General features: G+C 72.7%; 12 protein-coding genes. 4 read left to right on the top strand and 8 right to left on the bottom strand.

The features are described 5' to 3' along the window. Position 1 precedes the first annotated feature (1 nt). Positions 2 to 352 carry a DUF2255 family protein gene (locus EIY87_RS42745; protein ID WP_125315707.1) on the bottom strand — a complete coding sequence of 117 codons (351 nt, stop codon included), beginning with the start codon at positions 350 to 352 and terminating at the stop codon, positions 2 to 4. A 6-nt stretch (positions 353 to 358) separates the two neighbouring features. Beyond that, on the bottom strand, positions 359 to 1,156 hold the full coding sequence (locus tag EIY87_RS42750) for an alpha/beta hydrolase (RefSeq protein WP_125315708.1): 798 nt from the start codon (positions 1,154 to 1,156) through the stop codon (positions 359 to 361). A 43-nt stretch (positions 1,157 to 1,199) separates the two neighbouring features. Here EIY87_RS42750 and EIY87_RS42755 point away from each other — a divergent pair, with 43 nt between their 5' ends. Further along, positions 1,200 to 1,586 (top strand): RidA family protein, encoded by a 387-nt coding sequence (locus tag EIY87_RS42755; protein ID WP_125315709.1) that lies wholly within the window; start codon positions 1,200 to 1,202, stop codon positions 1,584 to 1,586. 162 nt (positions 1,587 to 1,748) lie between these two features. On the opposite strand, the gene EIY87_RS42760 is transcribed toward EIY87_RS42755, so the two are convergent. Then, complete coding sequence (locus tag EIY87_RS42760; protein ID WP_125315710.1) at positions 1,749 to 2,906, bottom strand: steroid 3-ketoacyl-CoA thiolase; 1,158 nt, start codon at positions 2,904 to 2,906, stop codon at positions 1,749 to 1,751. A 232-nt stretch (positions 2,907 to 3,138) separates the two neighbouring features. Here EIY87_RS42760 and EIY87_RS42765 point away from each other — a divergent pair, with 232 nt between their 5' ends. Beyond that, positions 3,139 to 4,365 carry a cytochrome P450 gene (locus tag EIY87_RS42765; protein ID WP_191984475.1) on the top strand — a complete coding sequence of 409 codons (1,227 nt, stop codon included), beginning with the start codon at positions 3,139 to 3,141 and terminating at the stop codon, positions 4,363 to 4,365. On the opposite strand, the gene EIY87_RS42770 is transcribed toward EIY87_RS42765, so the two are convergent. Continuing rightward, positions 4,337 to 4,918, bottom strand: a complete 582-nt coding sequence (locus EIY87_RS42770; protein ID WP_125315712.1) for a dienelactone hydrolase family protein — start codon at positions 4,916 to 4,918, stop codon at positions 4,337 to 4,339. The two genes, EIY87_RS42765 and EIY87_RS42770, sit on opposite strands and share 29 nt — an antisense overlap. Positions 4,919 to 4,952: 34 nt before the next feature. Between EIY87_RS42770 and EIY87_RS42775 the strand changes: the two genes are divergently transcribed. Beyond that, the gene (locus EIY87_RS42775) at positions 4,953 to 5,744 is read left to right on the top strand and encodes a transglutaminase-like domain-containing protein (protein ID WP_125315713.1); all 792 of its coding nucleotides are present in this window, start codon (positions 4,953 to 4,955) and stop codon (positions 5,742 to 5,744) included. Positions 5,745 to 5,800: 56 nt separating this feature from the next. Then, on the top strand, positions 5,801 to 6,820 hold the full coding sequence (locus tag EIY87_RS42780) for a YhjD/YihY/BrkB family envelope integrity protein (RefSeq protein WP_125315714.1): 1,020 nt from the start codon (positions 5,801 to 5,803) through the stop codon (positions 6,818 to 6,820). A gap of 54 nt (positions 6,821 to 6,874) precedes the next feature. Here EIY87_RS42780 and EIY87_RS42785 read toward each other — a convergent pair whose 3' ends face one another. The 4 genes from EIY87_RS42785 to EIY87_RS42800 form a co-directional block, all read right to left on the bottom strand. Further along, on the bottom strand, positions 6,875 to 8,041 hold the full coding sequence (locus EIY87_RS42785) for a thiolase domain-containing protein (RefSeq protein WP_125315715.1): 1,167 nt from the start codon (positions 8,039 to 8,041) through the stop codon (positions 6,875 to 6,877). Beyond that, positions 8,038 to 9,051: a thiolase domain-containing protein gene (locus EIY87_RS42790; protein ID WP_125315716.1), complete on the bottom strand. Its 1,014-nt coding sequence runs from the start codon at positions 9,049 to 9,051 to the stop codon at positions 8,038 to 8,040. Before EIY87_RS42790 ends, EIY87_RS42785 begins: the two co-directional genes overlap by 4 nt. Before the next feature lie 7 nt (positions 9,052 to 9,058). After that, positions 9,059 to 10,036, bottom strand: coding sequence for a Zn-ribbon domain-containing OB-fold protein (locus tag EIY87_RS42795; RefSeq protein WP_125315717.1), 978 nt, complete (start codon positions 10,034 to 10,036; stop codon positions 9,059 to 9,061). Between the two features lie 76 nt (positions 10,037 to 10,112). Then, a complete protein-coding gene (locus EIY87_RS42800; RefSeq protein WP_125315718.1) occupies positions 10,113 to 12,713 on the bottom strand; it encodes an ATP-binding protein in 2,601 nt (866 codons plus the stop codon). Between the last annotated feature and the right edge of the window lie 32 nt (positions 12,714 to 12,745).

Consider the following 12,745-nt stretch of genomic DNA (forward strand, 5'->3'; position numbering starts at 1 on the left):
ACTACCGCGGGTCGAACCGCAGGGTGGTCGCGGCGGCTTCGGCGGTCACCATGGCGTCGGTGGCGCCGCCGGGGTACTTGGCGCGGTAGGCCGCGTCGACCTCGGCGGTGGTCTCCGGCGCGGCCTCTTCGATCGTCACGTCGGCGGCCAGGCCGGGCACGCGGATCCGGGCCCGGCGCGACCGCAGCGCGGCCCCGAACCAGCCGGTGCCGCGCCGGTACCAGGTGCGCGCGTACGCGTGCCCGCCGGTGCAGACGACCCAGATCGGCGTCCACCGCGACGGGCCGCCCTCGACGGTGATTTCCAGTTCCCGGGCTTCAGCCAGGAGCCGCAGCTGCTCCGGTGACCACATGGTCCGTCAGGCCTCCGGGCTGAGCAGGTCCCGCAGCGCGGCCGCGAACTTCGCCGGGTTCCGCTGCGGCGCCAGGTGCGCCCCGGGGACCTCGGTGAACGGCAAACCCAGCTCCAGCGCCAGGATCTTCGCCGGCTGGTAGTGGTACCGCCCGCGGCTGCCCTCGCCCGCCACCGGGAAGATTTCCGTGCTCGCCCGCCGCAGGGCGCGCAGGTCCGGCAGGTAGTCGAAGAACTCCGTCAGCTCGCGGTCGAACAGCCGGATCCAGTCGGCCTCGTGCGGCAGCCGCAGGTTCGGCAGGTCGGGCAGGGCCGCGCCCGCGATCGCGTCGGCGAAGCGCGTCACGGCGGTCATCAGCTCCCCGGACCGGGCCAGCCGGACCTGTTCGGCCGCCGCTTCGAGCCAGCCGCCCGCGTCCGGCATCAGGTGCACCGCCGGGGGTTCGTGCGCGACCAGGGCGCTCACCCGGTCGGCGTGGCGGGCGACCAGGTCGAGCCCGATCAGCGCGCCCGCGCTGGTGCCGAACACCAGCGCCGGGCCGTCGGTGGCGTGGTCGAGGACCGCCAGCGCGTCGTCGGCCTGCAGCGGCACCGGGACCGGGCCGGTGGTGGTGTCGGTGCTACCGAAGTGTCCGCGCCGGTCGTAGGTGATCACGGTGTAGTCCGCGTAGAGCTGCTTCGCCAGCGCGCGGTAGGAGTCACCCGACCCGGTGCCACCCGGGATCAGCAGCAGCGCCGGGCCCTCGCCGCCGCGGCGGACGAGGAGCTCACCGTCCTGAACCGGGCAGCGGCTCTCCGAGATCATGCTTCGAAGTGAAGCACAAGCGCCACAAGCTAATGTGCGCGGCATGACCGAACGTCGAGCGATCCTGAGCGGCTCCACCTTCGAGGACCGGATCGGCTACGCCCGCGCGGTCGTCCACGGCGACCGCGTGTACGTCTCGGGCACCACGGGCTTCGACTACGCGGCGATGACGATCTCGGACGACGTGGTCGAGCAGGCGGCCCAGTGCGTCCGCAACATCGAAGCGGCACTGGCGGAGGCGGGCTGCACCCTCGCCGACGTGGTGCGGGTGCGCTACCTGCTGCCGTCCCGCGCGGACTTCGAGCCGTGCTGGCCGGTGCTGCGCAAGGCGTTCGCGGAGGTCCGCCCGGCCGCGACGATGCTGGAGTGCGGCCTGGCGGACCCGCGGATGAAGATCGAGATCGAGGTGGACGCCCACCTGCCGGGCTAGAGCCGCGCATCGCAAGTTGCCTTCCACGTTCGGGACGAGCGCCCCAATGTGGCGTTCGGTGCGTCCAACGCACCCAATGTGGCGTTCGGTGCGTCCAACGCAACCAACGCCACATTGGGGCGCATCGGTGGGCCGCTGTCAACGAACCTCGGACGCACGACACTAGATCCGCTCGATGATGGTCGCCGTCGCGAGGGCGCCGCCGGCGCACATCGTCACCAGGGCCGTCGAGGCGTCCCGGCGCTCCAGCTCGTGCAGTGCCGTCGTCAGCAGCCGCGCGCCCGTGCTGCCCACCGGGTGACCGAGGGCGATCGCGCCGCCGTTCACGTTGACCCGCGCCGGATCCGGGCCGACGACCTGCTGCCACGACAGCGCGACCGACGCGAAGGCCTCGTTCACCTCGAACAGGTCCAGGTCACCCACCGTCATGCCGGTCCGTGACAGCACCCGTTCGGTCGCGCGGATGGGGCCGTCCAGGTGGTAGTACGGCTCCGCGCCGACCAGGGCCTGCGCGAGGATCCGGGCCCGGGGACGCAGGCCCAGCGCCGCCGCCCGGTCGGAATCGACCAGCAGCAGCGCCGCCGCGCCGTCGGAGATCTGGGAGGACGTGCCCGCCGTGTGGATGCCGTCCTCGACCACCGGCTTCAGCCGAGCCAGACCCTCGGCCGTCGTCTCGCGGAGGCCCTGGTCGCGGCCGACCAGCCGGGTCTCGCCGGTGGGGGTTCCCTCGGGGGAGAGCACCGGCGCCTTCACCGGGACGACCTCGCGGTCGAAGTGCCCGGCTTCCCACGCGGCCGCCGCCTTCTGCTGGGAGGCCGCGCCGAACGCGTCGACGTCGTCCCGGGTCAGCCCGCGCCGGACCGCGATGCGCTCGGCCGCGCCGTACTGGTTGGGCAGGTCGATCGTCCACGACGACGGCCGCGGGGACGCCCCCGCGCGGTTGGTGCCCAGGGGGACGCGGCTCATCGCCTCGACGCCGCACGCGATGCCGACCTCGATGGCGCCGGTCGCGATCAGGCCGGCGATCAGGTGGGTGGCCTGCTGCGCCGAGCCGCACTGGGCGTCGATCGTCGTCGCGCCCGCCGTCTCGGGCAGGCCCGCGTGCAGCCAAGCCGTGCGCGTGACGTTGTTCGACTGCTCGCCCGCCTGCGTGACGCAGCCGCCGATCAGCTGCTCGACCAGTGCCGGGTCGATCCCGGCCCGGTCGGTCAGTGCGAGCTGCGCGGCGCCGAGCAGCTCGGCCGCGTGCAGGCCGGCCAGCAGCCCGCCCCGCTTGCCGATGGGGGTTCGCACGGCTTCGGCGATGACCGGCACGCCCATGTCGTCCCTTTCGTCGGGAAACACTGTTCACTGATCCAAAAACTAGAACAAGTTATCGTTTCTGGCAAGCCGTCGCAGGATCGACGTCATCTTGATCTTGCTGAGGTGAGCGTGCGCTCACCTGCCCTCATCGGTCAAGTAAACGGGTTTCACTCAACGGTCTTCCGTTGGTTAACACCGTATGCTTCAATCCAACTTAGAACGTGTTCCAAGCCGAACCGTGGGAGGCAACGTGGCCGCTCCGCTCATCCCGGCAGGGTTCGACTTCACCGATCCCGATCTCCTCGCCCAGCGACTCCCGGTGGACGAGTTCGCCGAGCTGCGGCGGACGGCACCGGTGTGGTGGAACCCCCAGAAGCACAACACCGCGGGGTTCCGCGACGACGGCTACTGGGTCGTCTCGCGCCACGCGGACGTCAAGGAGGTCTCCCGCGACAGCACGCTGTACTCGTCGCGGGAAAAGACCGCCATCATCCGCTTCGACGAGAACATGACCGAGGACAACCTCGACGCCAACCGCCTGGTGCTGCTCAACATGGACGCCCCGCAGCACACCAAGCTGCGGCGGATCGTGTCGAAGGGCTTCACGCCGCGCTCGATCGCGAAGCTCGAGGACACCCTGCGCGACCGCGCGGAGCGGATCGCCCACGAGGCCCGCAAGAAGGGGAGCGGCGACTTCGTCACCGACGTCGCGTGCGAGCTGCCGCTGCAGGCGATCGCCGAGCTGATCGGCATCCCGCAGGAGGACCGGCTCAAGATCTTCGACTGGTCCAACCAGATGGTCGCCTACGACGACCCGGAGTACGAGGTCGAGCCGCTGGAGGCGTCCACGCAGCTCATCGGCTACGCGTGGAACATGGCCGAGGACCGCCGCAAGTGCCCGATGGACGACATCGTCACGAAGCTGATCCAGGCCGACGTCGACGGCGAAGCGCTCGGCTCGGACGAGTTCGGCTTCTTCGTCATCCTGCTCGCCGTCGCCGGCAACGAGACGACGCGCAACGCGATCAGCCACGGCATGAAGGCGTTCATGGACCACCGGGACCAGTGGGAGCTGTTCAAGGAGCAGCGGCCGAAGACCGCGCCGGACGAGATCGTCCGCTGGGCCACCCCGGTGGTCGCGTTCCAGCGCACCGCCACGCGCGACACCGAGCTCGGCGGCGCGCAGATCCGCAAGGGCGACCGCGTCGGCATGTTCTACAGCTCGGCGAACTTCGACCACGAAGTCTTCGACGACCCGGAGAAGTTCGACATCCTCCGCGAGGACAACCCGCACGTCGGCTTCGGCGGCACGGGCTCGCACTACTGCATCGGCGCGAACCTGGCCCGCCTGGAGATCGACCTGATCTTCAACGCGATCGCCGACGTCATGCCGGGCATCACGGAGGCGGCGCCGCCGGTGCGGCTGCGGTCCAGCTGGCTCAACGGGATCAAGCACTACCCGGTGCGCTACGCCTGAGGAACTCCAGGACGCGCTCCCAGGTGAGGTCGGCGGCGGCCGGGTCGTGGTCGGGGCCGTCCGCGTCGGTGTAGAAGTGGCCGAGGCCCGGGTAGGTGTGCACCCGGGCATCGGCGCCCGCGCGCGTGGCGGCCGCCAGCCACGCCGCGACCTGCGCCGGGGGCGCGATCGGATCGGGATCGGCGACGTGCACCTCGACCGGCAGGCCGGGGCGGGCTCCGGCGGGTAGGTCGCCCAGCGCGTGCAGCAGCAGCACCCCGGCGGTGGCGGGCCGGTGCGGCAGCACGGCCTGGACGACGCCCGCGCCCATCGACACGCCCACCAGGACTGTCTCCGCGGGCAGGTCGCGCACCGCGTCGAGGGCTCGCCGGGTGATGGTTTCCCAGCCCACGGCCTCCTTCAGTGCGAAGCCCGATTCGAGTGTCGGGGCGGTGCGGCCGTCGTAGAGGTCCGGGGTGGTGACGTCGTGCCCGGCCGCCCGCAGCCGGTCGGCGAGGCCGCGTTCGACGGGCCGCAGCCCCAGCACGGAGTGGAACACCACGATGTCGGTCACCCGGCAATCGTGCCAAAGATGACATCATGAGGTGATGGCCCCGCGAGCGACCGTCGACGTCGAGTTCTCGATCCGCGTCACCGAACCCGGGTTCGCCGCGATCTCGGTCGCCGCCGCGCACGCGGACACCGAGGAGCTCACCGTTTCGTGGCACGGGGAAAGCCGGGTCGCCGAGTTCGAGCACGGCACCCGCGCCGAGGTCTTCGAGCTGCCACTGGGCGAGCACCGCGTCACCTACCACGCCGAGCGCGCGCTGGGCGAGCCCGAACCGGAGCCGGTCACGCTCACCGACGTCGCCGTCTTCACGCGGCCGAGCCGGTACTGCCCGTCCGACCGGATCGCCGGGCTGGTGCCGCCGGAGCTGTTCGCCTTGCGGAGCACCGAAAAGCAGGTCCACGCGATCGTCCGGCACGTCCACGAACGACTGTCCTACGTGGTCGGTTCCGGCCGCGCCACCGACGACGCGATCGACACGCTCCTGGCCGGCGAAGGCGTTTGCCGCGACTTCGCGCACGTGTGCATCACGCTGTGCCGGTTCCTCGACATCCCCGCGCGCTACGTCGGCGTCTACGCGCCCGGGCTGTCCCCGATGGACTTCCACGCCGTCTTCGAGGCCGGCCTCGACGGGCACTGGTACGTCTTCGACGCCACCCGCCTCGCGCCGCGGCAGACCATGCTGCGGATCTCCACCGGGCGCGACGCCGCCGACACCTCGTTCCTCGCCACCCTCGGCTGCGAGCTCGACTTCCTCGGCAGCACCGTGTTCGCGACGACGGACGCCGCGCTCCCGGTGGACGACGGCACCGGGCTCGTCGTCCTGGGCTGATGGTTCGACCGCGTGTTGCCTGCGCGAAGTGGCCTTCGGCTGGGTAGACAGTGTGCGTGAACAGTTCCCCCAAGGTCCCGAGCCCCTGGGCCCGGGCGCGTGCCCGGTACCGGTGGCTCGACCACATCGCACGGGCGACCAACCGCTACATCGAGCGCGGCGGGTACCACTACGTCGCCTCGATCACCTACTTCAGCCTGCTGTCGCTGGTGCCGCTGCTGATGGTCGCGTCGTCGGTCGCCGGGTTCGTGCTGGCCAGCCAGCCGCACCTGCTCGACACGATGGTGCACGCGATCGTCTCGACGCTGCCCGGGGGACTCGGCGACAAGGCCACCGACCTGCTCACCGGCTTCGTCGAGCAGCGGACCAGCGTCGGGGCGTTCGGCCTGGTGATCGGGCTCTACTCGGGCTGGAACTGGATGAACGCGCTGCGGGACTCGCTGACCGCGCTGTGGGGCCAGAACCGCTCCGACCAGCCGCTGCTGCGGCTCATCGCCGTCGACCTGCTCGCGCTGGTCGGCCTGAGCGCGGCGCTGCTGGTGTCGTTCACGCTGACCATCTCGGGCACCGCCCTCGGCGGCTACCTGCTGCGGCTGGCCGGCCTCGACGACACCAGCTGGGGGCACCAGCTCGTGTCCGCGTCCTCGGTGCCGCTGTCGCTGGCCGCCGACTGGCTGGTGTTCCTGTGGGTGCTGACCCGGCTGCCGCGGCAGAAGGTGGGCGTGCGCAGCGCCGTGCGCGGGGCGGTCGCGCTGGCCGTCGGGTTCGAGGTGCTCAAGCTGGCCGGCGGGTTCTACCTGCGGCTGATCGGCGACTCGCCGACCGGCATCGCGTTCGGCTCGGTGATCGGCCTCATCTTCTTCATCTCGCTGGTGGCGCGGCTGCTCGTCTACGTCACGGCGTGGACCGCGACCGGCTCGGACGCGCCGCCGAAGCCGGTCCAGCCGCCGGCGCCGGTGGTGCTGAACCCGGTGGTCGTGGTGGACCCGCCGATCGCGGTGCCGGCCACGGTCGGCGTCCTCACCGGCGTGGCCGGCACCCTGCTCGCCCTCCGCTGGCGCCGCTCCCGCCGCTGACCCGCCGCTTTCACGTGAAAGCGCCCACCTGGGGGCGTAGCTTTCACGTGAAAGCTACGCCGTGGGCTTTTCGGAGCCGACGAGCCACATCGAGAAGTACTGGGAGCCGCCGCCGTAGGCGTGGCCGAGCGCGCGGCGGGCGCCGTCCACCTGGTAGTCGCCGGCCCGGCCCATGACCTGCTTCGCCGCCTCGGAGAACCGGAGCATGCCGGACGCGCCGATCGGGTTGGACGAGAGCACCCCGCCGGACGGGTTGACCGGCAGCCGCCCGCCGAGCGCCGTCTCGCCCTTCTCGGTCACCTTCCAGCCCTCGCCCTCGGGCGCGAACCCGAGGTTCTCCAGCCACATCGGCTCGAACCACGAGAACGGCACGTAGATCTCGGCGACGTCCACTTCGGACATCGGGTCGGTGATGCCCGCCTCGGCCCACAGCGCGGCCGCCGCGTCCCGCCCGGCCTGGGGGTTCACCTGGTCGCGGCCGGCGAAGGTGGTCGGCTCGGTGCGCATCGCCGTCGCGTGGATCCACGCCGCGCCGCCCTCGACGGCGTCCCCGGCGGCCTCGTCGCCGAGCACCATCGCGCACGCGCCGTCGGACGACGGGCACGTCTCGTCGTAGCGGATCGGGTCCCACAGCATCTGCGACGCCCGCACCGATTCGACGGTGATGTCCGCCTGCCGCAGGTGCGCGTACGGGTTCAGCGCCCCGTTGCGCCGGTCCTTCGCCGCGACGATCGCCCCGACGTGCTCGGGCGCGCCCGACCGCCGGATGTAGGACCGCACGTGCGGCGCGAAGTAGCCGCCCGCGCCCGCCCCGACCGGCATCTGGAACGGCGGCAGGATCGACAGGCCCCACATCGCGTTCGACTCGGACTGCTTCTCGTACGCCACCGTGAGCACGCGCCGGTGGACACCGGCCTGGATGAGCGACGCCGCGACCAGCGCCGTCGAGCCGCCCACCGACCCGGCGGTGTGCACGCGCAGCAGGGGTTTCCCGGTCGCGCCCAGCGCGTCCGCGAGGAACAGCTCGGGCATCATCACGCCCTCGAACAGGTCCGGGGCCTTGCCGAGCACGACGGCGTCGATGTCGGCCCACTCGACCTGGGCGTCGGTCATCGCGCGGTCGATCGCCTCGCGCAGCAGGCCCGGCATCGAGACGTCCGCGCGCTTGGCGCGGTGGTGCGTCTGGCCGGTGCCGAGCACGGCGGTGAGCTGCTTGGTCATCGGGCCTCCAGCACGGTCACCAGGTTCTGTTGCAGGGCGGGGCCGCTCGTCGCGTGCGCCACGGCCTTGCGGGACTCGCCGCGGTGGATCCGGGCGGCGGCCTCGCCGATCCGGGCCAGCCCGGCGGAGAACATCGGGTTCGCCGCCAGCGCGCCCCCGGAGGGGTTGACCCGCACCTCGTCGCCGAGCCCGAGCGCGCCGCGCAGGATCAGCTCCTGGTGCGTGAACGGCGCGTGCAGCTCGGCGAGATCGGCGCCGTCGAGGTCCAGTGCCTTCGCCGCGGCCTCGGTGGACGGCGAGCGGGTCAGGTCGCGGGCGCCGAGCACGGGGGAGTCGACGCGGTGCTCGATCCCGCCGATCACCGCGGGCCGCTCGACGATGTCGCGGGCGCGTTCCTCAGTGGACAGGACGATCACGGCCGCGCCGTCGGTGACCGGCGCGATGTCGTGCCGCCGCAACGGGTCCGCGAGGTAGGGCGCGTCGAGCAGCTCGCTGACGTCCTTGCCGGTGCCGCGGGCGGCGACCTCGGCGAGGTCCTTTTCGGACCACAGCCCGGCGTCGAGCCCCAGGCGCGCCTGGAGCCCGGCGATCGAAACGGAGTCCGGCCACAAAGGAGCGACGACGTAGGGGTCGAGCTGCAGGGCGAGCACCCGGCGCAGCTGCCCGGCGCTGGACTTGCCGAAGCCGTAGACGAGCGCGGTCTCGACCTCGCCCATCTTGATCTTCAGCCAGGCCTCGTAGAGTGCCCAGGCGGCGTCCATTTCGACGTGCGACTCGTGGATCGGCGGGAACGCGCCGATCGCGTCGACCGCGGCGATGAACGAGAAGGCGCGCCCGGCCAGGTAGTCCGACGAACCGGAGCACCAGAACCCGATGTCCTGTTTGGACAGGCCGGTCTGCGCGAAGACCTCGGCGAAGATGGGGACGAGCATTTCGACGCCGTTGGTGGTCCCCTCGGTCTCCCGGACGTTGGGGGCCTGGGCGAAGCCCGCGATGGCGACGTCTGGCATCAGGACCTCACAGGTGGTGGGCGAAGGTTTCGTAGGCCGCGTCCGGCTCGCCGGTCGGCTCGAAGTGGCTGATGTTCTCCAGCGACGTCCACCACTCTTCGCGGGGCTTCCAGGACGCCCGCACGCGCATCCCCATCCTGACGTCCTGGGCGTCGCACCCCAGCACGAGGTGCAGGAACGCGATGTCCGCGCCGTCGAGCAGGATGTAGGCGGCGACGTACGGCGGCTTGATCCGCTGGCCGAGGAACGGGACGTTGACGATGCAGAACGTCGTCACGATGCCGGTGTCGGGCAGCTCGACCTCTTCGGTGGTCGGCACGCCGTCGGTCGGGCAGGCGCCGCGCGGCGGGATGTAAACCTTCCCGCATTCGGGACAGCGCTGGCCGATCAGCTTGCCCTCGGCGAGTCCCCGCAGGTAACGGCTCTCCTCGGGCGAGGCGGAGTGCATGTACTTCAGGTGCACCGGCGTGATGACGACGCTGACCGGCGCACCCTCTTCGCGCTCGGCGACCGGGGGAACGGGCTCGGTCGGCTCGGTGTCTTCGGCGTCGACGGGCAGGAAGTAGGCGATGTCCCGGATGTGCCCGACGGTCTCCCCGGCCCACCGCACGCGCACCCGTTGTCCACTGTGGATGTTCTCCGGTGACCCGGCGTCCACGGCGTGCAGCATCGCGGTGTCGGCCCCGTCGAGCTTGACCAGTGCCCAGGCGAACGGCCGGCTCAGCGGCTGCCCGTCGAGCGGCTCGGGGCACCACGACCAGGAGACGACGGTGCCCTCGTCGCCCACGGGGACGAACTCGCCGAGCTGCTCGGCGGTCACGGGGTCGTACTCGACCGGGGGGACATGAACGCGGCCGTCGCTGCCGCGGACGCCTTCGATCCGGCGCTCGCGCAGCCCGGTGACGAACCGGCCGAGGACGGGCCCGGTCGAGCGCGTGTAGTCGAAACCGACGTTGAGGGGTGCCGCCAGTGGTGTCTCGGTCACGCCGTTGAGTGAAACACGTTCTCGTTCTGGCGGCAAGATTCACTGCGGAGTGGATCGAGGTTTACTGGAACGTGTTCTAGGTGGCTGGCTCGGGGACGCCCAGCTCGCCGAACAGGGCGCTCGCCCGCCGCCGGTGGCCGCGGGCCTCGCCGGGCTCGTCGCGGGCCTCGTGGGCCGCGCCGAGGCCGGCCAGGGCCCGGGCCTGCTCGTACCGCTCGCCGCCTTCGGCGGCCAGGGACATCGCCCGCCGGTGCGCGTCGATCGCTTCGCCGGGCGCGCCGGCCTGGGTCAGGGCCGAGCCCAGGTTGTTGAGCGCCTCGATCTCCACGTACCGGTCGCCGATCTCGCGGGCTATCGCGAGGGCTTCGCGGTGGTGGCCGAGCGCGTCGGCGAGCCGGCCCCGCTGCCGGTCGAGCGTGCCGAGGTTGGTGAGCACGAAGCCTTCCGTCGTCCGGCTGCCCACGTCGCGGGCGATCCCGAGCGCCCGGCGGTGGCAGTCCTCCGCCTCGCCGGGACGGCCCAGCTGCTGGTGCACCGCGCCGATGTTCGTCAGCGCGTGCCCGGTGTACTCCCGGTCGCCGAGCTCCTGCCCGATCGCCAGTGCCCGCCGGAAGTGGTCGAGCGCTTCGGCACGGTGGTCCTGCCGCCGCAGGACGTTGCCGATGTTGTTGAGCAGGTAGGCCTCGTTGGCGCGGTCGCCGATCTCGCGGGCGATCGCCAGCGCCCCGCGGAACTGCCCGAGCGCTTCGGCGTAGCGGCCCAGCGCCGCGCAGGCGTTGCCGATGTTGCACCCGGCCCGGCTCCGGCCGGCGCGGTCGCCGACCTCCCGGGCGATCGCCATGGCCTGCTCGTAGCAGGCGAGCGCTTCACGGGTGCGCCGTTGCCGCTCGTGCACGATGCCGAGGTTGTTCAGCGCCCGCCCTTCGTTGACGCGGTCGCCGGTTTCCCGGGCGAGGCCGAGTGCTCGCGCGAAGAGCCGCTGCGCCTCCTCGATGCGCCCCTGCTTCCAGCGCGCGCCGCCGAGGTGGTTCAGCGCGTGGACCTCGCCCGCGCGGTCGCCCAGCTCCGCGACCGCCTCGAGCGCCCGTTCGTGGAGGGTGACGGCGACCGTGGTGCGGCCCATCACGTGCAGGTGCCGCCACAGGAGCATCGCGATGTCCGCCGTGTGGCGGGGCCGGCCCGGCCGCGCCGCCGCGGCCACCACGTTGGCTTCCTCGGCGTCCAGCCAGTCCCGGGCCGCCTCGGCGGTGACCGGCCCGGGGCCGGGCGAGCCGGCGACCGCGGGACGGCGGTCCTTCTCGTACGGGTACACGAGGTCCATCGCGACGGCCACCCGGTGGCGGTAGTGGTCGAGCAGCCGGGTCACGGCGTCGTGCGCCCGGCTGCCCGGCTCGTCGAGGCGAGCCCGTTCCGCCGCGTACGCGCGCACCAGGTCGTGCAGGCCGTACCGGCCCGGCGCCGGGCGGGTCAGCAGGTGCGCGGTCGCCAGGGTCTCCAGCCGGTCGCGGGTGCCGTCCGGGTCCTGGCCGGCCAGCGCGGCGGCCGCGGCCGCGTCGATGTCCCGGCCGGGTGGCTGGGCCAGCAGCCGCAGGAGCCGGCGGAGCCCGGCGTCGAGACCCCGGTCGGAGAGGGCGATCGCGGCCCGCACCCCGCCTTCCATGGCGAGCTCGGCCAGCGGGGCCGGGTAGTCGGCGAGCGGCCAGTCCGGGTGGTCCCGCAGGTGCCTGCCGATGATGGACAGGGCCAGCGGCAGCCGGCCCAGCAGCGCGGCGATCCGGGCGGCGGTCGCCGGGTCGGCGTCGACCCGGTCGGCGCCCGCGGTCCGCCGCAGCAAGGTGAGCGATTCGGCCGGGGTGAACACCGGCACCGAGACGCCGCGCATGCCCGGCAGGCGCCGCAGCGCGGTCCGGCTGGTCAGCAGTACCGGGCACGACGGCGCCCGCGGGAGGAGCGGCTCGGCCTGCCGGTCGTCGAGGACGTTGTCCAGCACGACGAGCGCCCGCGTCTCCGCCACCCGCCGCCGGTAGAGGGCGGTCCGGCCCTCGACGGTCTTCGGGATCGCCGCGCCGGGCACGCCGAGCAGCCGGAGGAACGACTCGAGCACGGCGTACGGATCCGCCGGCGGCCCTTCCGGGTCGAAGCCGCGCAGGTCGGCGAAGAGGGTTTTCCGGTCGCCGTCCGCCGCGAGGACGCGATGGCCGACGTGGACCGCCAGCGCGGTCTTCCCGACGCCGGCCATGCCGGTGAGCACCGCGCCGGCGGAGGTGCGGCACCGGTCGGTGACCCGCTGGACCAGGCGGGCGCGGCCGATGAACGCGGCGGCGTCCGCCGGGAGCCGGTCCCACGCGCCGACGCAGCCGGCCGCGCCGCGTTCCCCGAGCACCAGGGCGAGGGCCTGGCGCCAGCGCAGCAGCACCGGCGGATCGTCGCCCGCCAGGGCCCGCACGACGGCGAGGATCAGGTCGGGGCTGGGCCGGCGGCGGCCGAGCCGGAAGCAGTCGCCGACGGTGGCGCGCGCCGGCCATTCGCTTTCCGGGATCCCGGCCGCGTGCCGGGCGGCGTGGATCCGCTGGGTGACCGTCGTGATCGACGGGCCGCCCGCCCACACCTTCAACGACCGGAGCTCGCCGATGAGCTCGTCCACCGTCCGCGCGTGCTCTGGATCCGGCGCTCGCATCGAAACCCTCCCCGGTTTCCGGCTCGTCCGGG

The sequence above is a fragment of the Amycolatopsis eburnea genome (assembly GCF_003937945.1).
Classification (GTDB): Bacteria; Actinomycetota; Actinomycetes; order Mycobacteriales; family Pseudonocardiaceae; genus Amycolatopsis; species Amycolatopsis eburnea.

Bases quoted from the DNA above. Each gene is read 5' to 3' on its own strand.
- EIY87_RS42790 (WP_125315716.1), bottom strand. From the start codon at position 9,051: ATGCCAGACGTCGCCATCGCGGGCTTCGCCCAGGCCCCCAACGTCCGG.
- EIY87_RS42760 (WP_125315710.1), bottom strand. From the start codon at position 2,906: ATGGGCGTGCCGGTCATCGCCGAAGCCGTGCGAACCCCCATCGGCAAG.
- EIY87_RS42775 (WP_125315713.1), top strand. From the start codon at position 4,953: ATGGCCCCGCGAGCGACCGTCGACGTCGAGTTCTCGATCCGCGTCACC.
- EIY87_RS42745 (WP_125315707.1), bottom strand. From the start codon at position 352: ATGTGGTCACCGGAGCAGCTGCGGCTCCTGGCTGAAGCCCGGGAACTG.
- EIY87_RS42755 (WP_125315709.1), top strand. From the start codon at position 1,200: ATGACCGAACGTCGAGCGATCCTGAGCGGCTCCACCTTCGAGGACCGG.
- EIY87_RS42785 (WP_125315715.1), bottom strand. From the start codon at position 8,041: ATGACCAAGCAGCTCACCGCCGTGCTCGGCACCGGCCAGACGCACCAC.
- EIY87_RS42750 (WP_125315708.1), bottom strand. From the start codon at position 1,156: ATGATCTCGGAGAGCCGCTGCCCGGTTCAGGACGGTGAGCTCCTCGTC.
- EIY87_RS42800 (WP_125315718.1), bottom strand. From the start codon at position 12,713: ATGCGAGCGCCGGATCCAGAGCACGCGCGGACGGTGGACGAGCTCATC.